We start from the raw sequence: 25,015 nt of genomic DNA, 5'->3' as shown, positions 1-25,015 counted from the left end.
TCCTGGAGAAAGGTACCCATCATCGGAAGGTCCAAAACCTGCCGGGAAGTGATGGACTTGTTTATATCGAAAAGGGATGTCCCTTGCATTGTATTATGCCGGGATTCGGAAAAGCCGGGGGGGAATCATCATGCGGGATACGTTTTACCGGCTGATGAGCGGCAGGTTCTCAAGGGAAATCTACGATCACCGCCCTGCTGCCGAAATTGCCGACAAGGAGCCCATGATCGTCGGCAGGTCAGAGCCGCTTTCGCAAATTCTCCAAAAGGCGCTGGAACGCCCGGAATCCCGGTTTTATGATTGTGTTTTGGTTGAGGAGCAGGGGGAACTCTTGGGCGCTCTAACCGTGCGCGACCTGCTTCGGCTGTCCGCCGAACTTCAGGAGCGGGCCGAGCGCAGACGGGAAGAAATGCTGAAAGACACCACACGCCATACCCGCAATATTGAAATGTCGTTAACCAAAGTGGCCGAAGCGGCGGAGTTGACCAAGGCAAAGTGCGAGCAGATAAAGGAATGGGCCGGCTCCGGCAGAGTAAAGCTTGACCGGGTCAACACCTCGTATTTGAACCTGGTTCAAGACATGGAAAAGCGGGCCGAATTTGTTTCGGATCTCCTGAACAATACGAAAGGGATATCGGAAATTACAAGCCAGATCACGGAAATTGCGAACCAAAGCAGCTTGCTCGCCTTGAACGCGTCCATCGAGGCTGCCCATGCGGGCGAACATGGCAAGGGCTTTCAGGTTGTGGCTGCGGAAGTGCAGTCCTTGGCCAAACAAACCAGAACCTTGTCATCGAGCATTTCCGGACTCCTTCAGCATATCCAGCGGATTGTGATGGACACCTCGCAGGTTACGGAAACCAGCCTGCTGGAAATCCGCGGGTGCGGTAAGTTTATCGCAGACGGGAGGCACAACTTCTTGGAGATGGAGGAGGCCGCCCGGGACGTATCGCAGGCCGGAGGCCAAGTGCATGCCTTGACGGGTGAAACAACGTCACGTCTTAAGCAGATCCGGCTCGAACTGTCCGCCATCCATGGTTCCGAATAACTCGACGCTCCTACTAAACTACTACATGTTCAAGCCTCTTTCGATTTTACATTGTGTTTACAATTCCAGCGAATGAATATTACAAAAGATTAATATAATGGATATCTGGTGATAGCTGTTTTGTCCTGAGTGCTTAAATGAAGGAGACATGATCAACGAATGGAATCCATTATTCAAATTGATAAATTGAACCTTTACTACGACACGTTCCATGCTTTGAAGCAGGTTAATCTGGATATACCCGAGAAAACGGTAACGGCTTTTATCGGTCCTTCCGGCTGCGGGAAATCCACGCTGCTTCGCACGCTGAACCGGATGAATGACATGATTTCGGGGACGCGGATTGAGGGCAGCGTGAAAATTCAGGGAAAGGATATTTACAGCGAGGACCTTTATGTGGAAGAGCTGCGCAAGCAGGTAGGCATGGTGTTCCAGCAGCCGAATCCTTTTCCGAAATCGATCTACGACAACATCGCCTACGGCCCGCGGCTGCACGGAGTCCGCAATAAATCCGAGCTGGACGGCATCGTGGAGCAGAGCTTGAAGCAGGCGGCCTTGTGGGAAGAGGTCAAGGATTTTTTGAAGAGATCGGCACTGAGCCTCTCGGGCGGGCAGCAGCAACGTCTTTGCATTGCAAGGGCTTTGGCGGTTCAGCCCGACATTCTTCTCATGGACGAGGCAACCTCGGCGCTTGATCCTATATCTACTTTGAAAATTGAAGAATTAGTTCAGGAATTAAAGAGTAAATATACGATTGTTATGGTTACGCACAACATGCACCAGGCTGCGCGCGTTTCCGGAAAGACCGTCTTTTTCCTTAACGGGGAAGTGATCGAAGCGGCGGATACGGATGTGCTGTTCTCTACCCCTTCCGATGCCCGGACGGAAGATTATATTTCCGGCCGCTTCGGCTGAGTATTGTTTATCATAGCGAATTGGAGGAGCGTTGAATGATCCGGAGAATTGAGTTTGATCAGCAGCTTGATGAGCTGAGAACCCTGCTGAAAGAGATGAGCACGCATATGGAGGACGCCTTGGCGGCAGCCGTGTCGTCGCTTCAGACCATGGATACGGAGAAGGCCCGTCAAGTCGTTGAGCAGGATGCCCGGCTGAATGGGATGGAGGAGCAGATCATGGATATCGGCTCCCGCCTCATCGTGACGCAGCAGCCTGTTGCGAAAGACCTGCGCCGGATTCTGGTAGCCTTCCGGATCGCCAGCGATCTGGAACGGATGGGCGATTTGGCCCGGGACATCGCCAAGGTTACGATCCGTCTTCAGGGACAGGAGCTGATGAAGCCGCTGGTGGACATTCCGCGGATGTCCGATATCGTAAGGGCGATGGTATCGGAGTCCATCGAATCCTACCTGACGGAAAATACGGATTTGGCCTACAAAATGTCCCAAGACGACGATCAGGTCGACCATCTCTACAGCGTTATCCTGCATGATCTGTTCTCCCACCTGACTTCAAATCCGGAAACCGCGAATCAGGCCATGCTGCTTGTTATGGTCGGCCGGTACATCGAGCGTATTGCCGATCATGCAACGAACATTGGAGAAAGCACCGTTTATCTCGTAACGGGACACCGCCCGGACTTGAATCAATAAGACTGTACGGCGCCGGCATAAGCCGGCGTTTTTTTTTTTTGTGCAGAAATAAACTTAGGGCATCTTTGGAATGAAAACCATGCGGAATGGCCGCTGGAGGTTCGGTTTTAGAGGGAACCTATGTTATCATGTGAAAAGGAAAGTTTTAGAGGGGTAGGTGCCTGAATGGACAAGTTGATTGTCATTGATGGAAACAACATTATTTACCGGGCGTTTTTTTGCGATGCCGCCGCTGACGAACGCAAGCGGGCAGCAGACCAATGCCGTATACGGATTTACGACGATGCTTCTCCGTCTTATCGACGAGCATAAGCCTACTCATATGATGGTTGCTTTTGATGCGGGCAAGGAAACGTTCCGCCATGCCGATTTTCAGGAATACAAAGGGAAGCGGGAGAAGACGCCACCGGAGCTTTCCGGCCAGTTTCCGCTGCTGAAGGAGCTGCTTCAAGGGCTGGGGGTCGCCCAGTTCGAAATCGGGGGCTATGAAGCGGATGATATTATCGGCACCATTACGCGCCTGGCGGATGAAGAAGGCCGCAAGGTGATGGTCGTATCCGGGGACAAGGACATGCTTCAGCTGGCGTCCGAACACGTGACGATTGCCATGGTCCGCAAAGGGGTAACGGATATCGAGCCCTACGGGCCTGCCCAAATCCAGGAGCGCTACGGTCTGACGCCGTCCCAAATTATCGATCTGAAAGGATTGATGGGCGATGCTTCGGACAACATACCGGGGATACCCGGCGTAGGGGAGAAGACGGCGCTTAAGCTGCTGCATGAATTCGGGTCGGTCGAGCAGGTGCTTGCCCGCAGCGGCGAGCTTAAGGGGAAGATGAAAGAAAAAATCGAAGAAAACGCGGATTCGGCCATACTCAGCAAAAAGCTCGCAACGATCTTCCGCGAAGTTCCGCTGGAACAGACACCGGACGATATGAAGTTCAACGGATTGAACCAGGAAACGGCAGGGCCCGCTTTGGCGAAGCTGGGATTCAAATCCCTCCTCGAACGGTTGAAGCTGGATGCCGGAGGAGGAGCCCATGCGCAGGAAGCGGCTCAGCCGCAAGCCGAGGTTCGGGTTACCGTCGTGGATGAGCAGCGTTTGTCCGAGGTTGCCGGGGCGCTGGACGAGATCAAAGTCATGCATGTGGAGACCCACGGGGATAATCCGCATCATGCCGACGTGATTGCTCTTGTACTGGCAGGCGATGAACAGCAATATTATATCCCGTTTGAGCTGTTGACATCCGAAGCGGCGGAGCCGATTCGGATTTGGCTGGCGGACAGCGCCATTCCGAAACGGGGATATGACCTTCACCGCATCGACCTTGCCCTTCACTGGCAGGGCATCGCGTTTGCGGGAGCAGCTTTTGACGTTCATCTGGCGGCCTATCTGCTGGACCCGACGGAATCCAACCAGACGTTAAGCGGTCTTGCCGCGAAATACGGCCTGTCTTTCCTGGAGTCCGACGACGATGTGTTCGGCAAGGGGGCCAAATGGAAGGTTCCCGAAACGGAAGTCCTCAGCAATCATCTGGCGAGAAAATGCGAAGCCATTGCAGAGATTCTTCCGCTGCAGGAGCGGGAGCTGACCGACAACGAAATGCTGCCTCTGTTCCATGAGCTGGAAATGCCGCTTTCGCGCATTTTGGCCGATATGGAAAAACAGGGCATCGCGGTAAATGAGGAAGCGCTCAAGGAACTCGGCCGTGAATTCGAAGAGCAGATCGCAAAGCTCGTAACCGAAATTTACGAGATCGCCGGCATGGAATTCAACCTCAACTCGCCGAAGCAGCTTGGCGAAATCCTGTTTGTGAAGCTGCAGCTTCCGGTTATCAAAAAAGACGAAAACCGGCTATTCCACCGATGCGGAAGTACTCGAAAAGCTGGCGCCTTATCACGATATCGTCCGGCTTATCCTTCAATACCGCACGATTGCAAAGCTGCAGTCCACTTATGTCGAAGGGCTGCTCAAGGAAATCTCCCCTCAAACCGGGAAGGTTCATACGTATTACCGCCAGACCATCGCCGCAACCGGACGACTCAGCAGCCAATACCCGAATCTTCAGAACATTCCGATCCGTCTGGAGGAAGGACGAAAGCTTCGCAAGGTGTTTGTCCCTTCCGAGCCCGGCTGGTCCATTCTGGCGGCGGACTATTCGCAGATTGAGCTTCGCGTTTTGGCCCACATTTCGGATGACGACCGTCTCAAGGAAGCCTTCCTGCACGATATGGACATCCATACCAAGACGGCGATGGACGTGTTCGGCGTGAGCGAAGAAGAGGTGGACTCGAACATGCGGCGCTCGGCCAAGGCGGTCAACTTCGGGATCGTGTACGGGATCAGCGATTACGGCTTGTCCCAGAACCTGAACATTACGCGGAAAGAAGCGGCTAAATTCATCGATCAATATTTTGAGGTATTTCAAGGCGTACGCCGGTACATGGATGAAATCGTCAAGCAGGCAAAACGGGACGGCTATGTCAAAACGCTGCTTGAGCGCAGACGCTATCTTCCGGAGATCAATGCCAGCAACTTCAATCTTCGATCCTTTGCGGAGCGGACAGCCATGAATACGCCGATTCAGGGAACGGCGGCCGACATCATCAAGCTGGCCATGGTGAAAATGGATGCCGCGCTTTTCGAGCGGAAGCTGAGAAGCCGCATGCTGCTGCAGGTGCATGACGAATTGGTATTCGAGGTGCCTGAGGACGAGCTGGATATCATGAAGAAACTCGTGCCGGAAGTGATGAGCGATGCGTTTAAGCTGGCCGTTCCGCTGAAATCGGAGGTCAGTTACGGCGAGAATTGGTACGAGGCCAAGTAAAGGCCGGGAATGCCCGGCTTTGGAAGGGGCTTAAGCCGAAATCTCCCCAAAATCGATAGGCCGCTGCGACTTCACATCCGTTATAATAGGATAGAGGTGAAGCCATCATGCCGGAATTGCCGGAAGTAGAAACCGTAAAACGAACGCTTAATCAACTGATTAAGGGAAAGCATATAGATCATGTTACAGTCCATCTGCCGCGGATCATTCAGCGTCCCGACGATATCGAAGCTTTTGCTTTTATGCTCAAGGGACATACCGTAGAAGGCGTTGAACGCCGCGGCAAGTTTTTGCGAATCAAGCTTGACGGGCTTGTGCTTGTCTCCCATCTGAGGATGGAGGGACGCTACGGGTTGTATTCCTCGGGCGATCCCGTGGAGAAGCATACTCACGTCATTTTTCATTTTGATGACGGTACGGAGCTGCGGTACAAGGACGTGCGGCAGTTCGGAACGATGCATTTGTTTGCGCCCGGGGAAGAGTTCAAGCTTCCGCCGCTGTGCAAACTGGGTTATGAGCCTCTGGACGATACCTTTACTTTGGGGGCATTCAAAGAAATCGTCGGGACCAAAAAAACAAAAATCAAGGTTGTCCTGTTAAACCAGGCATACGTGGTCGGCATCGGGAATATTTATGTCGATGAGGCGTTGTTCAAAGCGGGCATTCATCCCGAGCGGATGGCCAATTCGCTGAAGGACAACGAGCTGGAACGCCTGTATGAGGCAATCCGGTCCACGCTTTTGGAAGCGGTCGAGGCCGGCGGATCTTCGATTAAATCTTACGTCAACGGACAGGGCGAGATGGGAATGTTCCAGCATCAGCTCCGCATTTACGGCCGCAAGGACGAGCCCTGCCACAACTGCGGCAGCCCTGTCGTAAAAACCGTGGTCGGCGGCCGGGGGACGCATTACTGTTCCCGCTGCCAGCCGTTAAAACCAAAGGCTAAAAGATAGGCGTGCACCCATCCCTTCTTCCATCCATATACTGCTCTTAGAACTAGCCGAAGACGAAACGTCCCCTTTTTCGGGAATTAGGCGGAACGTTCAGGCCGGAGGAGGGAGATGGGTGCTCGGTCTTATTTCACCCGTACTGCTGGCCATGGCTTTAAGCCTGGACGGCTTCGGAGCAGGGATTACATACGGGCTGCGGAGAACCAAAATACCGTTTCTGTCCGTGGTGATCATCTCGTTGTGCTCCGGTATCGTGCTTTGCATTTCCATGCAGGCCGGGACTTTGCTGCAGCGTATATTCTCCCCGTCAGCAGCTTCCGTGATCGGTGCGGTGATCTTGATGGTAATGGGGGGCTGGTCGTTGATTCAGCAGATCGCGGCCCGGTCAAACAGGGAAGCAGGAGATGAAGCGGTTCGCCGTCCAATAAGGACGGAGACGCGGAAAGAAGCGGCAACGAAAATGGTTTCCTTGGCCAAAAAGGAAATTTTTACGCTTGAGATCCGCAAGTTAGGCCTGGTGATCCAGATTTTAAGGAGTCCGACGCAGGCGGATATGGATGACTCCGGAAGCATTTCTTCCTGGGAAGCCATGTGGCTTGGGGCCGCATTGTCCCTCGATGCCTTTGGAGCCGGTTTGGGAGCGGCCATGCTCGGTTTCTCCCCATGGGTAACCTCCGCGGTTGCGGCCCTTTTCAGCGGGTTGTTCCTTTTGCTCGGCATGAAGGTCGGCTTTCGGGCCGCAGCCAATAACGGAATGCGGTTTATCTCTTATTTGCCGGCGTTTTTATTGTTTTTCATGGGTATAATGAAGTTATTATGAGGTGAAGTCATGAATATCGGTTTAACCGGGGGAATTGCAACAGGAAAAAGCACCGTGTCCTCCATGCTGGTCCGGAAGGGAGCCCTTCTCGTGGATGCCGATGTGATCGCCCGGGAGGTGATGCTCCCGGGTCATCCGGTTTTGGCAGAGGTGGCCGCGCATTTTGGACAAGATATCCTTCAGACGGACGGGCAGTTGGACAGAAAAAAGCTGGGTGAGATCGTGTTTAACGATCCGAAGGAACGGCTTGCGCTAAACGGGATTACCCATCCTGCCATACGCCGGGAAATTCGAAGACAGATGGAAGCTTACGAGAAGTCCAATCCGGAACAACTCGTCGTGGTTGATATTCCGCTGCTGTACGAATCGGAGCTTCAATCCCTTTTTCACAAGGTGATGGTCGTATACGTGCCGAGGAAAACGCAGCTTCAGCGGCTGATGGAACGCGATCGATTGACGGAAGAGCAGGCCAAGGCCCGGCTTGACAGCCAGATGGATATCGAGCAGAAGAAGAGAATGGCGGATTACGTGATTGATAACAGCGGCAGCATGGCGGAAACCGAACGTCAATTGGACGAGCTGTGGCCCAGGATAACACGCCCATGAGATGGCTAAGAAAAAAACGAGTTCTGCTGCTTCTGCTGGTGTCTTTTATCGCGGTTCTCTTTCTGAACAGCAACTGGATGACGTGGTTGTACCCGATTTATTATAAAGATCAGATAAGAAAGCATGCGGTTCATTACGAGGTTGACCCTTTTCTCGTCGCCTCCATCATTCGCGTGGAAACGAATTATAAGCCCGGCAAAGAGTCCAAGAGAGGCGCGCTCGGGATCATGCAGCTGATGCCGGATACGGCAAACTGGGCCATGGAAATGGCCAAGCTCCCGTCGGTGACGCTGGACAGCGTAAAACATGAAGCGGACGCCAATATCCAGCTGGGTACCTGGTATATCAAAAAGCTTCACGAGGAAATGGACGGGAACCCGATTGCGGCCATTGCCGCTTATAATGCCGGTCCCGGCAACGTAAGAAGCTGGATTAAAAAAGGACTGTGGGACGGAACCTACGAAAACGTAAAAAATAATCCCAGTCGGCGAAACCCGGCACTATGTACAAAGAGTCATTTATTATTATAATCAATATACCGATGTGTACGATCATTTCTAGTCGGAATTAGCAAAAAAGAGCGCCGGACAGGCTTGTGGCAAGCCTGTCTAACACTCTTTGGATGAAGAATTAATTATTGACCGGAAAATTGACCAGCCAATTGCTGCTCGGCCAGGGTTACCAGACGCTTGGTAATGTATCCCCCGATCGAACCGTTCTCGTAGGAAGTCATGTTACCTTGGTATCCGTCTTGTGGAATGCTGATGCCCAGTTCTTGAGCAACCTCGAATTTCATTTGCTCAAGCGCACCTGTAGCACGAGGTACTACGAGGTTGTTGCTGTTTCTGTTACCGCCTTGTCCCATATCTGTTCACCTCCTTGAGTTGGTAAAAGTATTATGTCTCGGAACCGCAATCTTCATAACCTATTTTATCGTACATTTTCTGGAAATTAGTTGAGCCTGATCGGCGAATCCAAAATAAAGGAAGTGATGTTTGTTTATGAAATGCCCATACTGCGGTTACGCCGGAACGAAGGTGCTCGATTCCCGTCCTGCCAACGAAAACAAGTCTATCCGCCGCCGCCGCGAATGCGAGCAGTGCAGTCGCCGCTTTACGACATTCGAGATGGTGGAGGAGACTCCGCTCATGGTCATCAAGAAAGACGGGAGCCGGGAGGAATTCAGCCGGGAGAAGGTGCTGCGCGGCTTGATCCGGGCCTGCGAGAAACGGCCGGTATCCGTGGACCAGCTGGACATGATCGTCTCCGAGGTAGAGAAATCTCTTCGCAATACGGCTGCAGCCGAGGTGGAAAGCCGGGAGATCGGCGAGCTTCTCATGGAGCAGCTCTATCCAGTCGACGAGGTGGCCTACGTTCGATTCGCCTCGGTGTACCGTCAGTTTAAAGACATCAACATGTTCATGAAGGAACTGAAAAGCCTGTTGTCCAAAGATCCGCTGTCGGATACGGGCAATGAACGCGCATAACAGATTTTGAAGGAAGCCCTCAAGGAATTGAGGGCTTTTTCGCGTCTTTTAAAAGTTCTGAATATCCCGGCCGGCTGAATAATATGCATAAATAAGGTTTGCCGGTAAACGCATTCATTCCATGATTCAGGCTGTTTAAGGCAGAAGGCTCAGCATAAAGGAGGGAAAAAAGTGAGGCCGGGCAAAAGAAAATATGTTCTGATTGTTACGACGGTTCTGTGCGTTACTTTATTATTCGGCTGCAGCGGCAAATCGAAACCGGTTGATACCGGAAATCCCGGGAAGGGAGAGGAGCAGCAGTCGCCAAAGACGACCATCACCGTAACCTTTAGAGATGACGGGATCGGAGAGAACGGGACTCTTTATAAATGGATCAAGGAGCTCTCGGCAAGTTACCCCGACAAAAATGTAGAAATCAAACCGGCACCGATTCAGGCATCGGAAGGAGACTATTTTGCCAAGGTCGCTTTGGCGTTGAAATCGAAAGATACGGCACCGGATATCGTGACGGAGGATACGTTTATTTTGAATTCGGATGCCAGCGCAGGTTACCTTGAGCCTCTCGACGACAAATTAAAGGACTGGGAGGATTGGAGCAACGGATCCTTCATCGAGGCGATGAAAAAGGGCGTTACCGCAAGCGACGGCAAAGTTTACGGCGTTCCGTACAACACCGACTCCCGGGGACTATGGTACAACAAGGAAATTTTCAAGCAGGCGGGCCTTCCGGAGGATTGGCAGCCGAAAACCTGGGAAGACGTGCTGAATGCGGCGAGAACCATCAAGAATAAACAGCCCGATATCGTGCCGATCTGGATGAACATGGGCAAGGCTACCGGGGAAGCGACTTCCATGCAGACTTATGAAATGCTGCTCTACGGCACAGGGGAGCGGCTGTATGATAACGAAGGCGGGAAATGGATCGTTAAAAGCCAGGGGATTCTGGATGCCCTGACTTTCATCGAAACGGTCAACAAGGAAAAGCTGGGACCGCCGTTATCCAAAGTTTTGAACGGCCAGGCCGGAAATACCGCGACGCGCGAATATTTGCCGAAAGGGAAACTCGCCATTTCCCTGGACGGATCCTGGATTACGGGCAATTATTTTGAAGGCGGGGCGGCACCTTGGCCTGAGTATAAAGACGTGCTTGGTTTTGCCCCCATGCCGACAAGCCAAGGGCAGGAACCGGGGTCGATCACGCTGGCGGGAGGCTGGGCGCTTTCGATTCCAAGCCATGCCAAACACAAGGAAGAGGCTTGGAATTTCATTAAATATGCGCTGAATAAAGAAAATTCCCAAAAGCTGATTACGGCTTCAGGCAATATCACGGTCCGTACGGACGTGGCCAAGGATCCCGAATACACCAAGATGCCGTTTAACGAAACGGCGACGGAATATTTGCAAAATGCCGAATTCAGGCCTGCGCAGGAAAAATACCCGGAAGTATCCACCCAAATCCAAACCATGGTGGAATCCGTGGCTACGGGCACTTCTCCCGCCGATGCCATGAATAAGTATGCCCAGGACGTGACAAGAATCGTCGGCGCGGATCATGTAGCGGAAAAATAAAACGGAAAGCTTGCTCGAGCCGCCCTCCTTCTTGGGATGCATGCTTGAGCAAGCGCTTTTTGGTTCTTCTGCAGGCGAGGAGGAGAGAAGGATGAGCAGTTTGGCCGTATACCAAAGTTACAAGAGAAGAAAAACAACCACGTGGCTCTATTTTTTGCTTCCTTCCGTTGCAATCATGCTGGTGTTTTTCATATATCCGATCCTGTTGACTTTTTATTATTCCTTCACGAATCTTGCTTTAACGGGAGAGGCCGCCAAGGAACTGAAGTTTATCGGCTTTGACAACTATGTCCGCATGTTTGAAGACCCGACGGTTAGGGTTAGCATATGGAACACCTTAATATTCTTGATCGGATCGGCGGTGGTCGGTCAGCAGGTGCTGGGATTTCTGATCGCCCTCTTGATGAAGCACAAAAACAAGATGTTCAGGCGGGTCATCGGCACGATCGTATTGGCAGGCTGGGTCACTCCTGAAATTGTATGCGCCCTTTGCCTGTACAGCTTTTTCGGGGATGAGGGGACGCTTAACGCAATCATCGCTTTTTTCGGTTTTTCCGAGGTAACCTGGTTGTTTACCGTTCCCATGCTTACGATTATTCTGGCCAACATTTGGCATGGCACGGCTTTTTCCATGCTGGTATTCCAGGCCGCGCTGGATGACGTACCGACTGAGATCGAAGAGGCCGCGGTGGTGGATGGAGCCTCCAAATGGAAGATCTTCACGAGAATTATCGTGCCTTACATCAAAGGTTCCATTACGACGAACATGATGCTGGTTACCTTGCAGACGCTCGGCGTATTCGGCCTGATTTATGCCATGACCGGCGGGGGACCGGGTACCTTAACGACAACGCTGCCTATTTTTATGTACAATCAGGCTTTCGTAAATTACCAGCTTGGCTATGGAACTGCGATATCTTTGCTGCTGCTGCTCATCGGCATCGTTTTGAGCCTGCTTTATATCCGGTCCATGAAAGAGTAAATGAGGGTTGAGGGGAAAAGGATATGAATGCGAAACAACGCAAAGTGGTTTATCGGGTGCTGCCGTATGCGATACTTACATTCATCGGCATCTGTTTCGTTCTTCCGCTCCTGTGGGTTCTGGTCGCTTCGGTTGACGCCAATGCGATGCAATCGCTGAAGCTTCCTTCCCGAATCACGGGGGCCAATTACGCCGAAGTCATAACCAGCCCCGAGAACCAACGGGCGTTTATGATCGGCCTGTTCATGTCGCTCGGCCAAGCCGTTCTGGTGGTATTGTTGGCTTTGCTGGCAGCCTATCCGTTATCGCGCTACCAGATGAAATACAAGAAGCCGTTCATGCTCACCATCCTGTTTATGACATCGCTGCCGATTACGGCGGTCATGGTCCCGGTATATCAATTGTTTCTCGGCTTAAAGCTGTACGACAACATTTTCGGCGTCATCCTGTTCTATGTGGCTTCGTCCATGCCTTATGGAATATGGATGATGAAAAATTTCATGGACTCCGTGCCGAATGATCTGGAAGAGGCCGCCTGGGTCGACGGAGCCTCGGTCTTCACGGGAATTCGAAAGGTGGTGGCGCCTTTAATGGTTCCCGGGATTTGCACGGTTGCCATATTCACGTTTTCGGGAAGCTGGGGCAATTTCTTCGTCCCGTACATTCTGCTCCAGTCGCCGGAGAATTTCCCGGCCTCCTTGAAACTGTATCAATTTTTCGGGCAGTACGGCATGGTGGATTACGGCAGTCTGGCCGCATTTTCCGTGCTTTACGCGATTCCGGCCATTGTGATGTACATTCTGTCCCAGCAGTTTATGTCCAAAGGATTTGGTTTGCAGGGCGGAACGAAGGGGTAGTTACTCTTTAATGTTTTGGAAGAGCACGCCGGTTCCGGCGTGTTTTTTTTTGTTTTTTTTTCAACCAAATGTGACCAAACGCCGTCCATAATTGTGTTAAGGGTAAAAGGAGGTCACGCCACATGTTGAGTGATTCGCTCCGGCCGGGCGGAGATATTACGGAAGTCTATCAATTATACGGAAGCATGCTTTTCAAAATCGCAATGGTTCATTTGGGCAACAAACAGGACGTGGAGGAAGCCCTTCAGGAAACATTCATCAAGCTGATGTATAAATCGCCCCCATTTACCGACCGGGAACACCAAAAAGCCTGGCTGATCCGCGTCGTCACGAACCAATGCAAAAACATGCAGGGCAGCCTATGGCGCAGGCGGGTCATCCGGATGGAGGATATGGATGAATACTTCGAACAGTCTTCCGACCGTTCCCTCATGGATCATGTCATAAAACTGCCGTTCAAATATAAGGCGGTCATCCACCTGTTTTATTATGAAGATTATTCGGTCCGGCAGATCGCCGGCATTCTGCAAATCAGCGAATCGGCCGTCAAGATGCGCCTTGCGCGCGGCAGGCAGCTGTTAAAAATGGATTTGGAAAGCGAGGTTGAATCATGAACCCGAAGGAATATAAAACGCTACTGGATCGGATGGAGCCGGATGAGGGACTGGAGCAGCGGCTTGCAAAGCATGTTCGGGAACACAAGCAAGAACCGATCCGCGTAAAAAGAAACCGCCCGGCGTTTATCGCGGCAGGCCTAACGGCCGTCATGGGCCTCGGGGTCGTTCTATCCCTTACTTGGAACGAAACGAACAGGCCGGTCGTGACATCCGCGGTACGGCCGCAGGCTGACGGCCCTGCACCTGCGGTTAAGGAAGACCCGAATGCCGTCACCATACCCGAAATGAAGCTTCCCGAGACATCCGGCGCTCAAGCGGACATGATCGGATTAATCGTATACCAGGGGAAGATCTATACGCAGACGGGCACGAAAATCACGCCTGAAACCGCAAAGCAGCTGCTTGGAGAAAAACTGGGCCGCTCCACGGCCGGCATTGACGAATGGAGCGAAGCGTCCGATTATAAGGAGCTCGCATCAACCATCGGGGAAATGGACGTGTATTCGGTAAAAGGGTACGACAAGGAGTTTCGCATCATGTCTTATCTGGAGCTGGACGGGCAGATTTACGCCGAAGTATATGAACATTTGAACGGGATTACGGTTGCCAAGGGGGAGGATCTGGTCGGCAAGCTGAATTTGAAAGGCCGGGTCGTTTCCGCGAAGTGGCAGGATTTTGACGCTTGGAATATGGGAGGGGACAAGTTTCATTCCTTGGGGCCGGATTCGGTGTTGGAGCAGTTTATAAATGCTTTATATGAAGCCAAGCCCGTGGAGGAGGGGGGACTGTATGAAGCGGGAATCTATCAGTCCGAAGGCAGCAATCAGAAATTTTTGCATCTGACGCTGGAAGACGGGACCGAGGTGGAACTCCGACTTTTTAAAGAAGGAAACTACGTCATATACGGTTTCGCCCCCGTGTTTCTTCAACTGGAACCCGAAGCGTTCTCTGCCTTATGGGAGCGTATGTAACATCCCCTTAGAATCCCTTGCGCTGCAAGGGATTATTTTTTTATTCACAATCATGTCGAAATTCAGCCCATAATTAAACAATTATGACCGATAATTTCCTTACTTTTTTTATAGTGACTGTGATAAAATGTATAAAATTACAGTTTACTTAAGGAGAGTCTTAACATGAACGGAACAGCGAACTCATTCACCGAGCTTTTAAAATCAAGAAGATCCGCCATGAAATTCATTCCGGACGTGAAGATCGGCCGGCAGGAGCTGGAGGAGATGTTCAATCTGGTCAAGTACGCGCCTTCCGCCTTTAATTTGCAGCATGCCCATTATGCGGTCGTGACGGATTCCGGACTAAAAGAGAAGGTATACGAGGCGGCATATAGGCAGTATAAAGTTCTGACCAGCTCGGCGGTGATCGTGGTTTTGGGGGATCTGGAAGCTTATCATGACATCGGGCCTATCAATGAAGGTTTGCTGAGCCTCGGCATTATCGATCAGTTTGAATTCGATAAGACCGTTCGGGAAGTACATGACATGTACGAATCCAGGGGAGACGGCTTCAAGCGGGATGAAGCGATCCGTAACGCAAGCCTGTCCGCGATGCAGTTCATGCTGATCGCCAAGGAGCGGGGCTGGGATACCTGCCCGATGATCGGTTTCGATCCCGAAGCGGTCCGGGTAGCCCTTCAAATCGATGAACGGTATGTGCCGGTCATGCTGATCACGCTTGGAAAAGAGGACACCGGCAAGCAAAGACCCCGCGGCTATCGCAAACCGAATGGAGAGTTCGTGACTTATTACGGCGAATAAAATTCCAAAAAGACTGGTCTGTATCGATATTAACTGTCAACTCCGCGAAAGGTGCGGGACGACGCGGACATGATGAAAGATCAGGCCAAAGATTCAGGGTTGCATACTGCACGATGAAGTAAGGTGAACGCAGCTAAGCCCGCCCCGTTGTTGCCGGGGCGGGCTTATGTTTGTTGCCGTGAAACGCAAATCGCAACTGTCCATTTGGCAGATGGCCAGAGTCTTTGCTATCTGGAACAAGCCGCTTAGATCAGTTTCAAATACTCCACGATCGTGAGCAGTCCTTTGTCGAAGTTCTCCAGGTTGAAATGCTCGTTCGGCGCATGCAGGTTTTCGTCGGGCAAGCCGAAGCCCATCATGACGGCAGGCGCATTCAGCGTACTGGACAGCTTCTCGACGATCGGTATGGAACCGCCGTCTTTCGTGAACAGCGCGCGCGTACCGTATACATGCTCGAACGCATCCGCGGCTTTTTGCAGCATCGGATGGGACGGGTCGATGTTGAACGCGAAGGCTTTTTCCTTCGGCGAGAACGTAAGCTTGGCCCCGACCGGCGTATGGGCGTGAAGATGAGCCTCGATGGCGTCGAGTACGGCCTGCGGGTCCTGGTCCGCGACCAGACGGCAGGTGATTTTGGCATGGGCCTCTTTCGGAATGACGGTCTTGCTGCCTTCGCCCTGGAACCCGCCGTAAACGCCGTTCAGTTCCAGCGTAGGCCGTGCGCCGACGCGCTCCACGAAGCTGTAGCCTTCCTCGCCGAACAGGGCGTCAAGGTTCAGGTCCTTTTTCAACCGCTCTTCGTCGAATTGCTGCTTGGCAAATTCCTCGCGCATTTCGGGAGAAAGTTCCTGCACGCCGTCATAGAAGCCTTTCACGCTAACGCGGCCTTTCTCGTCATGAAGCGAGGCGAGCAAGGAGACCATCGCATGCAGCGCGTTCGGAACGCCGCCGCCGAAAGAACCGGAGTGCAGGTCGGTATTGGCCGTTTCCAAGGTGAGTTCCAGCGAACAGAGTCCGCGCAGTCCCGTGGAAATGGCAGGCTTGCCGGGGGCGAGCAGGGAAGTGTCGGAGATCAGGATCGCGTCCGCAGCCAGCTTGTCCGTGTTATTTTCCAGGTAGATCGGCAGGTTCGGGCTGGAGACCTCTTCTTCGCCTTCGATGCAGAACTTGATGTTGACCGGCAAATCTTTTTCCTGCTTTAGCATAGCTTCGACGGCTTTGACATGGAGGAACAGCTGTCCCTTATCGTCGGTGGCGCCGCGCGCATACAGCTTGCCGTTCCGGATGTCCGGCTCGAACGGCGGGGTTTCCCACAGATGAAGCGGATCTACCGGCTGCACGTCGTAATGGCCGTAGATCAGCACGGTCGGTTTGCCTTCGGCATGCAGATAATCCGCGGTAATGATGGGGTGACCTTCGGTCTGGTGAATTTCCACATGCTCCAGGCCTGCTTCCTTCAGCTTGCCGGCCAGCCATTCCGCCGCTTTGGCGACATCGCCCTTGTGCTCGGACAGGGCGGAGATGCTTGGAATCGACAACCATTCCTTCAATTCGTTCAAATGGGTTTCGCGGTGTTCAGCAAAATACGCTTTATAATCAACGCTCATATTGGGTGGATCCTCCTTTGGCTTACATTGGCATATCCCATGCCATACTTTACTATTTTACTCCTTTTTCCGAAAATACGAAATAAAGAGCTGACGACTCCTGCACTTCGCAGGCTGCAGGTTAGCCGTGCAAGAGATGGATGGAGGGCCTAATGCAAGGTTCATCCCGATTTAAGCCAATTTTGAGCCGAGCCGCTTCGCTTTGTCCAGCCATTTGGTCCGCTGCTCAGCGGATGACTTGTTTATGGGACTGAATTCGGTTACCCGAACAGGCGTAATGCCGCAGAACTGCAAAATGTTCCGTTTCATCACCCCGTACCCCGCACGTTTGTAAACCAATCGGTTGTACCAGGAAGGAGTGTCCGCCGTGACGATCAGATGGGCGGATTTTCCGGTTAAAAGCTTATCCCACATCGAAGAATTGTCCCGGTATTTGTAAGCGAAGCCGGGCAGAAAGATGCGGTCGATAAATCCCTTCAGGATCGCGGGCATCGCGCCCCACCATGTCGGATAGACGAAGACCAGATGATCGGCCCGGCGTATAAGTTCCTGGGCTTCGATCAGATCGCTCTCCAGTTCCGTGCGCCGGCGGTAACCGAACTTCAGGTTGGGTTCGAATTGCATTTTCCCTAGATCCAGTCTTTGAATTTGGACAGGATGCTGCATGGCGCCTTCCATATAAGCTGCGGACAAGGCCGAGCAGAGACTTTCGGGGTCTGGATGTCCGTTGATGATGAGAATGTTGGATTTCTTGGATTTCATGTTTGGGTTCCTCCCTTTAAACAACCGAATATCAAGCATGGATCCTCCGTGCTGCTGCGATATGGTATATTGGTGTGGTAAAGCTGAAGTCCTCTGGACTACAATCAGCATAGACGGATTTAATCGATGAATGAATGATCATCGGCGCAAATCGGACTGCGATTTCGCGCAAAGGAGGAGCAAGGCTTGAACGATCAAGGAGTTGCCGTTTCCATGGTATTCCCGATCCTGAAAACCATCGTCAGGAAGGGGTATGATACAGCATCGTTTTGCAAGGAAACCGCGTTTGACGAGCGCTTGCTGGAGGATGCGGAGAACCGAATAACCGTGGAGGAACTGGAGCGGCTCATGAAAGCGGCAGCCCGTTACACGGAGGACGATTATTTCGGATTACATCAGGGACAGATGACGGAGATCGCGGACCTGGGCATCCTTGGGTATGTCATGATGCATTCGGGCACCATCGCCGATGCGCTGGCCGCGTACCAACGGTATAACGTTATTCTGTGCAGCGGCTTTATTCTGGCGTGGGACGTCCGGGGAGAGGATGTACGGATCCGGCTATCCCTTCAGGGTCCAGGCCGGATGTCCAGGCATTGCGCGGAAGACATGGCGAGCTCTTTGGTTCAGATCATCGGGAAGCTGAGCAACCGGCGAATCCCGTTAAAAGAGGTGTTTTTCGAGCATGAAGCCCCGCCTGACAACCTTCCTTACTTGCGGGTGTTCGAAAGCGCGCCGCATTTTGGCGGAGAACAGCATCTGCTGGTCATGAGCAAGGAGGTGCTGAGCTACCCGGTGCTATATTCGGACGCCAGGTTGCTCGGGGTTTTTGAGAACATGGCGCAGGAAACCAGGGACATGATGGCAAGGAATCCCATGTTTTCGGAGCAAATCGTGTTGTGGATGAAAAAGTGTTTGCCTTCCTTTATGCCGACGCTGCAGCAAACGGCGGATCATTTTGGCGTGAGCACGAGAACGATCCAGCATAAATTGAAGGATGAGGATACCACATACCAACATCTGTCCATTCGGGTTCGCAAAGAGTTGGCGACGGACTTTTTAAGAAAAGAGGATTATTCGGTCGGCGAAATCGCGTATGCGCTCCATTATTCGGAGCCAAGCGCGTTCCAGAACGCGTTCAAGAAATGGACCGGGCTCACGCCGGGGCAGTATCGGGAGCAATTAAGGGAAGAGGGGAGCCGGGTGTGAAAAGGGTGAGAGGTCTCTGCCGATTATCCTGTTTCCTGTAAGGGATGTTTAGCTTAGGGAACCAACCGTAGGCAGCCCTTCCCGGTAGAGCCGGGAGGGGCTGTTTTACCCTTCTTTCCTGATTGGATTTCGGTTGATGGGAGGTGGTGCGGTGAAAATAATTGTATAAAATTTCAGTTTATTTTATTGTTGCAAGATTAAAAAGGCTGTGCTATATTATTAAAGTACTCTTTAAAAGCAACCTACCTATCACGGGGCCTTAGCTCAGCTGGGAGAGCGCATCGCTGGCAGCGATGAGGTCAGGGGTTCGATCCCCCTAGGCTCCATAGAATAAAAAGACCACATTACTGTGGTCTTTTTTTTATAGATAAGAAAGTATAAACTACAGAGATTTGCCATCCTTATCTCGCAAGAAAAACTTCCGCTATATGCGGTCTGTCTTCTGATAAAGTACGTCGATAGACGTTTTTTTTATGTCCAAGGGTTAGGAGAGAACCCCAAAGGTTCAGACCGACGGACCGGAGCGAAGCAGAGGGAGAACGCGACTCAATTTCACCATAGCGATCTGCTGCTTCGAAGTTGCCTCATCGAAAAGTTAGATCAGGAATTGGATATCCCCTTATGCTCCACAGAAAAATCCCTTGTAACCAAGGGATTTTTTTTATAGATGTGTTTTGCGATTCAACACAAATTTCGAGTTGGGGACGAAATTTTCATCATATTTGGTCCATAAGGCTGTATTCATGTATGATTGTAATTGAAGTAAAAATGATAGTATTTGAGACAATTCTCTGGCTTTGGCAACAAGGTGGAATTAAATGTATTTGCAGCAAGCTGATCTGCTGATTGAAGGGCATGCCCATAAATAATCATTGTTGTCCTAATGTCTGCAAATGAAAGTTCTAATTAAGAAGGAGTGAAAAAAATGAAAATCCGTACTGTAGGAATATTTCTTTTTGACGATGTAGAAGTTCTGGATTTTGCCGGGCCATTTGAGGTGTTTGCGGTGACGGTCATCAACCGGTTCGCTCCGGATGAATTTGCGCCGTTTGATGTAACTACCGTATCTGAACATGGTGGTATGATCACAGCTCGCAATGGTTTAAAGGTCATGACGGATCACAGCTTTCAGACAGCGCCGGATTACGATATTCTGGTTATCCCAGGGGGGATGGGAACCCGTAGGGAAGTGCATAATTTAAACGTCATTAAGTGGATTCAGGAGCGCATGGAGCAGGTAGAATTGATGACATCGGTTTGTACGGGATCCTTTTTGCTAGCAGAAGCCGCGCTTCTAGACGGAAAGTCGGCAACTACCCACTGGGCGAGTATCAATCGAATGAGAGAGACCTATCCATCTGTTGCGGTCCAAGAGAACATTAAGTTTGTAGATGCCGGCAGCATTATCAGCTCCGCTGGTATTTCTGCCGGCATTCATATGGCGTTTCATGTTGTGCACAGACTTCTTGGCCAAGAAGTGGCGCAAGGAACCGCCAAAGACATGGAGTATGATATTACTTTCGATTAAAGCTAATCCAAATCGGATTATGTGAAGGCTGATGAAAACATTTTTTAAAATACCAATTGTCAACGACTTCAAATGGGTAAAGTTATTGTGAATTTTGTACCTTGCTGCAGTTCACTCTCTGCTGTGACCACGCCTTCATGCGCTTCAATTAAATTTTTCACAATCGCCATCCCTAAGCCTGTTCCTTCAGATTTTTGTTCGGTCGTAGTGCTCGGTAATGTCGTTGGAAGCATGTAATTAAGTACCTTTTTACTTCTGTATCTCTCCATGACGAATGGCGAGGATGGTGTTATAATAGTATTTTATTAAATTACTAGAGATAAAATTAGTATACCACCCAGAGAAACAAATGATGCAATAAGGCAGGCCGCAGTGAAGCTCTTAAACATATCCGGTAACGATAATCCTAAATATTCTTTTACAAACCAAAAACTCGAATCGTTGACATGGCACCAGCCAATCGCTCCGGAACCAATGGCGAGAACGATAATTTCCGGACTCACACCAGGATAAGCAGCCAGCATAGGTGCCACCATGCCTGCAGTACTAATCATGGCCACCGTGGCGGAACCGATAGCAAGGTGCATGAGCCAAGCTATTAGCCAAGCGAGAATAATGATGTTCATATTTAGTGACATCAAAACCTTGGACAATTCATTACCTAACCCACTGTCAACTAATATCTGATTAAATGCTCCACCTCCACCAATAATCAGCAAGATGCCGGCAATCGGTCCAAAACATTGTTCTGTAAGCGTTAACAGGTTTTTCATTTTTAAACCACGAGAAAGACCTAACGTATAATAAGCAACAAATACCGAAATGAGAAGTGCGATAATTGGATTGCCTAAGAAATTAACAATAGGCAATAACGCAGAATCTTTTGCAAGAAACAATGCACTAACCGTTTTTCCTACCATAATGATTAGAGGCAATAGGATCGTAAATAGGGTAATGCCGAAGCCTGGAAGATTCTCAGATGGTGTTGCAGCACTCGGCTCTGATTCTTTTAATACCCCAGTCTTGCACTTCTTACTGATAAACTTGGCCCAAATTGGACCAGCTAAAATGGCCGTAGGAGTTCCTACAAGAAGAGCATACAGAATGACCTTACCTACATCAGCCCCCAAACTTGTAGTAATTGCAAACGCTGCCGGATGTGGAGGCACCATCGAGTGAACGACCATTAGCGATACTGCCAAAGGAATTCCTACACGGAGTAACGACATCTTAGCTTGTTTGGCGACGATGAAAACCAAAGGAAAAAGTAAAACAAATCCTACTTCAAAAAATACAGGGATTCCGGCAATTAAGCCGACAATTGTCATCGCCCAGGGAGCTCTTTTTTCCCCCATTGTTTCTAGTAATGTTCGTGCAAGGCGCTCCGCGCCGCCGGATACTTCCAACATTTTGCCTAAAATCGTACCAAAACCGATAACAGTGGCCAGAAAACCTAACGTTCCAGCCATTCCGTTTTCAATGGAAGTAGCAATCTTAGGAAGAGGCATACCTGTAGCAACTCCCACAAATATACACACTAATATTAAGGATAGAAAAGGATGTATTTTAACTTTAAGAATGAGAAAGATGAGAATTGCTATAGATGCGACCAATACTAACATCATCATTGTTGCAGTGTCCATTGTCTTAACCTCTCCCTAAACTATAGAGTAATTTAGCTCACTGCACCTTTAAGGTAGAAATCATCCATAACATCTTTCGGAACCATGCCCCCACCAGTAGCCCAAAGAATGTGAGTGGCATTTTGCATCTTCTGTTCCAGGTGATTATTGTTCAAATAATCTTGTCCCATGGAAGAAACGTACAGTTGAACGGGGCCGATAAATCCTGCAACTGCCGATGGTTCTAGGAATATTCCTTCTGAATCGGCTAGCTCTCTAAGGATTCGATAGAGACAGTCGTCTTGAACAGTGAAGACACCACTAATATCTTTCTCTAGTGCTTTGCCCACAAAGCCTGATGGTCTCCCTACCGCAAGCCCGTCTGCATCAGTAATATTATCAATGCCAAATTCCTGAGCGGATACCTCGCTATGCTTACATGTCATTAAACCTAGCAACATTGCCGGTGAATGGGTTGGCTCTGCATAGAAGCAATGAACATTGTCTCCAAATACTGTCCGCAATCCGAAAGTAATTCCGCCAGGAGCGCCGCCTACACCGCAAGGTAGATAGACGAAAAGCGGATGATCCTGATCGACTGGAATCTTCATGTCATTGAGTTGCTTTTGAAGCCGTTTAGCTGCTACGGCATAACCAAGGAATAACGTTGTAGAATTTTCATCATCAACGAAGTGGCTATTGGGATCTTTCTGAGACTCTTGTCTACCTGCTTCTACTGCTTTCCCATAGTCGCTATTGTGTTCAACGACGATTGCGCCTTTTTGCCGTAATAAATCTTTTTTCCATTCTTTAGCGTCAGTAGACATATGCACAACAACTTTGAAACCTAATTGGGCACTCATAATACCAATACTAAGACCTAGATTACCGGTTGATCCGACCACGATCGAATAATTCGAAAATAGCGTCCGGAATTTTTCATCTGCCAGAATGGAGTAGTCATCGGTTAGTGACAGCATGCCGTGTTTAAAAGCGATCTCTTCGGCCACTTTTAATATTTCGTAAATTCCTCCACGAGCCTTTACAGAACCGGAGATGGGCAGGTGACTGTCACATTTAAGATATAAGTTTCCCGCTATTTCCTGATTAAACATTTCTGATAACTGCTGATGCATTTTAGGGATGTTGACTAATTCAGACTCGATGATTCCGTTTTTTTCCTTCGTCTCCGGGAATACTGTTGCTAAATAGGGAGCGAAGCGAAGCAGCCGTTGTTCCGCATCTTCGATATCAGCGATCCCTATTTCCGTGTTAATCATTCGGTTGTTGCAGCTCTCAAGCTGCGGGTTTACCCAGAAAACTTCTTCAGTATCAATGATTTTCTGCAGTCCCGGTAGTTCATTTTTCCATTCTTCGATCGTTTTTCCAGCAATTAAGTTAGTCATGGCTACCTCCGTGATAAAATAGATATATTTTAAATCCAAAAGGTGATTTGGTGATTTTAGATTTATTTTTCTGCGATAAATTCGATTTCTACTTTGGCTCCCATAGGAAGACCTGCAACCTGGAAGCAGGAACGTGCGGGTTTGCTAGACTTGAAATAAGAGCCATAGATTTCATTCAGACAAGTAAAGTTGGAAAGATCGGTCACAAAAATAGTCGTTTTTACAATGTCTTCGAATCCGTATCCTGCTTCGTTCAAAATTGCGGAGATGTTCTCCATCACCTGTTTTGCTTGTATTGCAAAGTCATCATTCATTTCACCTGTCTGCGGATGAATTCCAAGTTGCCCAGATGCATACAGACGTGAAGCGCTTACAATCGCTTGCGAATAAGGTCCAATTGCAGCGGGAGCGTTATTAGTCATGATAGTTTTTTTCATAAAATTTTCATCTCCTTGTTTTGAGGTAACATTCCCATTAATATCTAATTGCAGTTCTAATTGCAGTATATTAATTTATGGGCACCTCCATGGTTCATGATATTTGCATTGGAAGTCTAAAAAAATTAAATCAGATTTAATAAATTAAGTACAGATAAATATTAGCACTATACTTTTATGAATTCAAGCGTAATATTTATCGATTTTTTTGTAAAAAAAAACCGCCTCCGTATTTACTAGTGTGAAATACACTTGCAAATACAGAAACGGTTTGTGATTAGAAATTTGTTTTCTAAAATGTCGGAGGAGTAATAGCAAAAATAACGCTTGCTTCTTGATCCGATTTATTTTCCCACTTATGTTCCATTCCAGGTGGTATTTTTACACTATCCCCTTGATATAAAGTCTCTACATCGTCCCCAATAAATAATACTACCTCACCCGCCATGACATACGCGACTTCTTCGCCAATGTGCCTCATAGGTTTTTCGGCAGACTGGGATTCAGGCGGTAATTTCATTAAAACCATCTCAATGGAGCCGCTTAAATCCGGAGACAATAATGAATATTCCCAATTGTTCGATGATGGGAATATGATTTTTTTTTCTGGAATTTGCTCTGGTAATTAAATCTTTGGTTGGCACAAATTCAGTAAACAAACTAAATAAAGGAACATCCAACGCATCGGCAATCACGCGCAAAGTATTCAGTGACGGACTGGAAAGTCCCCTTTCAATTTGGCTTAACATGGATGAAGTTACATTCGTTATTTCTGATAACTGTTTAATCGTATAATTCTTGTTTTTGCGTAATTTTGCGATTGTTTGACCTAATTCTAGATTATCCATCATTCATCATACCTCATAAAAAATACTTCAAAATTAATTAATATGCCGTTCCTGAGCTTAATAGCCTATAAATATAAAGATATCATAAATCTTAGATATTTTAAATATAAAATTATAGAAAGTCCAGTGACTCAGAATATGAGTTATTCGACCCCTATATTAGTAAATTAATGAAGGTTCGATAAAAGATAGCAGATACGTACATTTCCGGTAATGCTTTTTTTCTTTCATGTGTGGCCCGGCACGTCGTAACTCGCGATAATGTATGTAAAATCCTATATTTTCATAGAGATGTTCAACCATATTATCAATAGTATCACGCTTGCGAAGTTCATGTTCCAAAATTTCATATAGTTGAGGGAATTCATAATGGAAAATTCCTTACTCTGGATTTTCATACTTAACGAACCCCTTGTCTCCATAGCAAAAGAGCCATGGCGAAGTTTT

The 25,015-nt window shown here is 49.4% G+C and carries 24 protein-coding genes, 1 tRNA gene and 2 pseudogenes; 18 read left to right on the top strand and 9 right to left on the bottom strand.

Going from position 1 to position 25,015, the window contains the following annotated elements:
- Window positions 1-130 precede the first annotated feature (130 nt).
- From XI25_RS16815 to XI25_RS16780, 8 genes and pseudogenes are all read left to right on the top strand, one after another.
- Window positions 131-1,048 (top strand): methyl-accepting chemotaxis protein, encoded by a 918-nt coding sequence (locus XI25_RS16815; protein WP_160308927.1) that lies wholly within the window; start codon window positions 131-133, stop codon window positions 1,046-1,048.
- Between the two features lie 159 nt (window positions 1,049-1,207).
- Window positions 1,208-1,963, top strand: a complete 756-nt coding sequence (pstB, locus tag XI25_RS16810; protein WP_046678831.1) for a phosphate ABC transporter ATP-binding protein PstB — start codon at window positions 1,208-1,210, stop codon at window positions 1,961-1,963.
- 35 nt (window positions 1,964-1,998) lie between these two features.
- Window positions 1,999-2,658: a phosphate signaling complex protein PhoU gene (phoU, locus tag XI25_RS16805; RefSeq protein ID WP_046678832.1), complete on the top strand. Its 660-nt coding sequence runs from the start codon at window positions 1,999-2,001 to the stop codon at window positions 2,656-2,658.
- 165 nt (window positions 2,659-2,823) lie between these two features.
- Window positions 2,824-5,486: pseudogene (gene polA / locus XI25_RS16800) on the top strand (DNA polymerase I).
- Window positions 5,487-5,593: 107 nt separating this feature from the next.
- Window positions 5,594-6,439 carry a DNA-formamidopyrimidine glycosylase gene (mutM, locus tag XI25_RS16795; protein WP_046678834.1) on the top strand — a complete coding sequence of 282 codons (846 nt, stop codon included), beginning with the start codon at window positions 5,594-5,596 and terminating at the stop codon, window positions 6,437-6,439.
- Between the two features lie 145 nt (window positions 6,440-6,584).
- Complete coding sequence (gene ytaF / locus XI25_RS16790) at window positions 6,585-7,256, top strand: sporulation membrane protein YtaF (RefSeq protein ID WP_052759583.1); 672 nt, start codon at window positions 6,585-6,587, stop codon at window positions 7,254-7,256.
- A gap of 9 nt (window positions 7,257-7,265) precedes the next feature.
- Window positions 7,266-7,862, top strand: a complete 597-nt coding sequence (gene coaE, locus XI25_RS16785) for a dephospho-CoA kinase (RefSeq protein WP_046678836.1) — start codon at window positions 7,266-7,268, stop codon at window positions 7,860-7,862.
- Window positions 7,859-8,423, top strand: a pseudogene (locus tag XI25_RS16780) (lytic transglycosylase domain-containing protein). Before coaE ends, XI25_RS16780 begins: the two are co-directional and overlap by 4 nt.
- 73 nt (window positions 8,424-8,496) lie before the next feature.
- Here the strand turns inward: XI25_RS16780 and XI25_RS16775 are convergent.
- Complete coding sequence (locus tag XI25_RS16775) at window positions 8,497-8,727, bottom strand: alpha/beta-type small acid-soluble spore protein (RefSeq protein ID WP_046678838.1); 231 nt, start codon at window positions 8,725-8,727, stop codon at window positions 8,497-8,499.
- A gap of 136 nt (window positions 8,728-8,863) precedes the next feature.
- On the opposite strand from XI25_RS16775, the gene nrdR reads away from it, so the two are divergent.
- The 7 genes from nrdR to XI25_RS16740 all read left to right on the top strand — a co-directional run bounded on the left by nrdR (window position 8,864) and on the right by XI25_RS16740 (window position 15,149).
- A complete protein-coding gene (gene nrdR, locus XI25_RS16770) occupies window positions 8,864-9,349 on the top strand; it encodes a transcriptional regulator NrdR (RefSeq protein WP_046678839.1) in 486 nt (161 codons plus the stop codon).
- Window positions 9,350-9,520: 171 nt separating this feature from the next.
- On the top strand, window positions 9,521-10,918 hold the full coding sequence (locus XI25_RS16765; protein WP_046678840.1) for an ABC transporter substrate-binding protein: 1,398 nt from the start codon (window positions 9,521-9,523) through the stop codon (window positions 10,916-10,918).
- Window positions 10,919-11,009: 91 nt separating this feature from the next.
- Window positions 11,010-11,900, top strand: coding sequence for a carbohydrate ABC transporter permease (locus XI25_RS16760; protein ID WP_046678841.1), 891 nt, complete (start codon window positions 11,010-11,012; stop codon window positions 11,898-11,900).
- A 23-nt stretch (window positions 11,901-11,923) separates the two neighbouring features.
- Window positions 11,924-12,757: a carbohydrate ABC transporter permease gene (locus tag XI25_RS16755; protein WP_046678842.1), complete on the top strand. Its 834-nt coding sequence runs from the start codon at window positions 11,924-11,926 to the stop codon at window positions 12,755-12,757.
- Window positions 12,758-12,879: 122 nt separating this feature from the next.
- Window positions 12,880-13,371: an RNA polymerase sigma factor gene (locus tag XI25_RS16750; RefSeq protein WP_046678843.1), complete on the top strand. Its 492-nt coding sequence runs from the start codon at window positions 12,880-12,882 to the stop codon at window positions 13,369-13,371.
- On the top strand, window positions 13,368-14,345 hold the full coding sequence (locus XI25_RS16745) for a hypothetical protein (protein ID WP_046679524.1): 978 nt from the start codon (window positions 13,368-13,370) through the stop codon (window positions 14,343-14,345). The genes XI25_RS16750 and XI25_RS16745 overlap by 4 nt, the downstream gene beginning before the upstream one ends.
- 165 nt (window positions 14,346-14,510) lie before the next feature.
- Window positions 14,511-15,149 carry a nitroreductase family protein gene (locus XI25_RS16740; protein ID WP_046678844.1) on the top strand — a complete coding sequence of 213 codons (639 nt, stop codon included), beginning with the start codon at window positions 14,511-14,513 and terminating at the stop codon, window positions 15,147-15,149.
- A 245-nt stretch (window positions 15,150-15,394) separates the two neighbouring features.
- Here the strand turns inward: XI25_RS16740 and XI25_RS16735 are convergent, their stop codons facing one another.
- Both XI25_RS16735 and XI25_RS16730 read right to left on the bottom strand, forming a co-directional pair.
- On the bottom strand, window positions 15,395-16,756 hold the full coding sequence (locus XI25_RS16735; protein WP_046678845.1) for a dipeptidase: 1,362 nt from the start codon (window positions 16,754-16,756) through the stop codon (window positions 15,395-15,397).
- Window positions 16,757-16,927: 171 nt separating this feature from the next.
- Complete coding sequence (locus XI25_RS16730; RefSeq protein ID WP_046678846.1) at window positions 16,928-17,518, bottom strand: NAD(P)H-dependent oxidoreductase; 591 nt, start codon at window positions 17,516-17,518, stop codon at window positions 16,928-16,930.
- 186 nt (window positions 17,519-17,704) lie between these two features.
- On the opposite strand from XI25_RS16730, the gene XI25_RS16725 reads away from it, so the two are divergent.
- From XI25_RS16725 to XI25_RS16715, 3 genes are all read left to right on the top strand, one after another.
- Window positions 17,705-18,727, top strand: coding sequence for an AraC family transcriptional regulator (locus tag XI25_RS16725; protein ID WP_046678847.1), 1,023 nt, complete (start codon window positions 17,705-17,707; stop codon window positions 18,725-18,727).
- Between the two features lie 253 nt (window positions 18,728-18,980).
- Window positions 18,981-19,053, top strand: a tRNA-Ala gene (locus XI25_RS16720).
- A 599-nt stretch (window positions 19,054-19,652) separates the two neighbouring features.
- A complete protein-coding gene (locus XI25_RS16715) occupies window positions 19,653-20,255 on the top strand; it encodes a DJ-1/PfpI family protein (RefSeq protein ID WP_046678848.1) in 603 nt (200 codons plus the stop codon).
- A 68-nt stretch (window positions 20,256-20,323) separates the two neighbouring features.
- Here the strand turns inward: XI25_RS16715 and XI25_RS34855 are convergent, their stop codons facing one another.
- The 6 genes from XI25_RS34855 to XI25_RS34845 form a co-directional block, all read right to left on the bottom strand.
- Window positions 20,324-20,488: an ATP-binding protein gene (locus XI25_RS34855; protein WP_327204774.1), complete on the bottom strand. Its 165-nt coding sequence runs from the start codon at window positions 20,486-20,488 to the stop codon at window positions 20,324-20,326.
- 72 nt (window positions 20,489-20,560) lie between these two features.
- Entirely contained in the window at window positions 20,561-21,898 is a 1,338-nt protein-coding gene (locus XI25_RS16710; protein ID WP_046678849.1) for a GntT/GntP/DsdX family permease, read from the bottom strand.
- A gap of 32 nt (window positions 21,899-21,930) precedes the next feature.
- Window positions 21,931-23,283: a D-serine ammonia-lyase gene (locus XI25_RS16705; RefSeq protein WP_046678850.1), complete on the bottom strand. Its 1,353-nt coding sequence runs from the start codon at window positions 23,281-23,283 to the stop codon at window positions 21,931-21,933.
- Between the two features lie 62 nt (window positions 23,284-23,345).
- Window positions 23,346-23,720, bottom strand: coding sequence for a RidA family protein (locus XI25_RS16700; protein WP_046678851.1), 375 nt, complete (start codon window positions 23,718-23,720; stop codon window positions 23,346-23,348).
- A 292-nt stretch (window positions 23,721-24,012) separates the two neighbouring features.
- Window positions 24,013-24,249, bottom strand: a complete 237-nt coding sequence (locus tag XI25_RS34850; RefSeq protein ID WP_235439938.1) for a cupin domain-containing protein — start codon at window positions 24,247-24,249, stop codon at window positions 24,013-24,015.
- A 1-nt stretch (window position 24,250) separates the two neighbouring features.
- Window positions 24,251-24,571 (bottom strand): helix-turn-helix domain-containing protein, encoded by a 321-nt coding sequence (locus XI25_RS34845; RefSeq protein WP_235439937.1) that lies wholly within the window; start codon window positions 24,569-24,571, stop codon window positions 24,251-24,253.
- Window positions 24,572-25,015 lie beyond the last annotated feature (444 nt).

The organism is Paenibacillus sp. DMB20 (genome assembly GCF_000987955.1).
GTDB lineage: Bacteria > Bacillota > Bacilli > Paenibacillales > Paenibacillaceae > Paenibacillus_AQ.
This window is presented reverse-complemented; position numbering and strand designations above follow the sequence as displayed.

Excerpts from the sequence above, each read along its gene's own strand:
- XI25_RS16700 (WP_046678851.1), bottom strand. The coding sequence starts at position 23,720 with ATGAAAAAAACTATCATGACTAATAACGCTCCCGCTGCAATTGGACCT.
- XI25_RS16730 (WP_046678846.1), bottom strand. The coding sequence starts at position 17,518 with ATGAAATCCAAGAAATCCAACATTCTCATCATCAACGGACATCCAGAC.
- coaE (WP_046678836.1), top strand. The coding sequence starts at position 7,266 with ATGAATATCGGTTTAACCGGGGGAATTGCAACAGGAAAAAGCACCGTG.
- XI25_RS16775 (WP_046678838.1), bottom strand. The coding sequence starts at position 8,727 with ATGGGACAAGGCGGTAACAGAAACAGCAACAACCTCGTAGTACCTCGT.
- XI25_RS34845 (WP_235439937.1), bottom strand. The coding sequence starts at position 24,571 with ATGATGGATAATCTAGAATTAGGTCAAACAATCGCAAAATTACGCAAA.
- XI25_RS16755 (WP_046678842.1), top strand. The coding sequence starts at position 11,924 with ATGAATGCGAAACAACGCAAAGTGGTTTATCGGGTGCTGCCGTATGCG.
- pstB (WP_046678831.1), top strand. The coding sequence starts at position 1,208 with ATGGAATCCATTATTCAAATTGATAAATTGAACCTTTACTACGACACG.
- XI25_RS16760 (WP_046678841.1), top strand. The coding sequence starts at position 11,010 with ATGAGCAGTTTGGCCGTATACCAAAGTTACAAGAGAAGAAAAACAACC.
- XI25_RS16735 (WP_046678845.1), bottom strand. The coding sequence starts at position 16,756 with ATGAGCGTTGATTATAAAGCGTATTTTGCTGAACACCGCGAAACCCAT.
- XI25_RS34855 (WP_327204774.1), bottom strand. The coding sequence starts at position 20,488 with ATGCTTCCAACGACATTACCGAGCACTACGACCGAACAAAAATCTGAA.
- XI25_RS16705 (WP_046678850.1), bottom strand. The coding sequence starts at position 23,283 with ATGACTAACTTAATTGCTGGAAAAACGATCGAAGAATGGAAAAATGAA.
- phoU (WP_046678832.1), top strand. The coding sequence starts at position 1,999 with ATGATCCGGAGAATTGAGTTTGATCAGCAGCTTGATGAGCTGAGAACC.
- nrdR (WP_046678839.1), top strand. The coding sequence starts at position 8,864 with ATGAAATGCCCATACTGCGGTTACGCCGGAACGAAGGTGCTCGATTCC.
- XI25_RS16715 (WP_046678848.1), top strand. The coding sequence starts at position 19,653 with ATGAAAATCCGTACTGTAGGAATATTTCTTTTTGACGATGTAGAAGTT.
- XI25_RS16740 (WP_046678844.1), top strand. The coding sequence starts at position 14,511 with ATGAACGGAACAGCGAACTCATTCACCGAGCTTTTAAAATCAAGAAGA.
- ytaF (WP_052759583.1), top strand. The coding sequence starts at position 6,585 with ATGGCTTTAAGCCTGGACGGCTTCGGAGCAGGGATTACATACGGGCTG.
- XI25_RS16815 (WP_160308927.1), top strand. The coding sequence starts at position 131 with ATGCGGGATACGTTTTACCGGCTGATGAGCGGCAGGTTCTCAAGGGAA.
- mutM (WP_046678834.1), top strand. The coding sequence starts at position 5,594 with ATGCCGGAATTGCCGGAAGTAGAAACCGTAAAACGAACGCTTAATCAA.
- XI25_RS16710 (WP_046678849.1), bottom strand. The coding sequence starts at position 21,898 with ATGGACACTGCAACAATGATGATGTTAGTATTGGTCGCATCTATAGCA.
- XI25_RS16750 (WP_046678843.1), top strand. The coding sequence starts at position 12,880 with ATGTTGAGTGATTCGCTCCGGCCGGGCGGAGATATTACGGAAGTCTAT.
- XI25_RS16745 (WP_046679524.1), top strand. The coding sequence starts at position 13,368 with ATGAACCCGAAGGAATATAAAACGCTACTGGATCGGATGGAGCCGGAT.
- XI25_RS34850 (WP_235439938.1), bottom strand. The coding sequence starts at position 24,249 with ATGGTTTTAATGAAATTACCGCCTGAATCCCAGTCTGCCGAAAAACCT.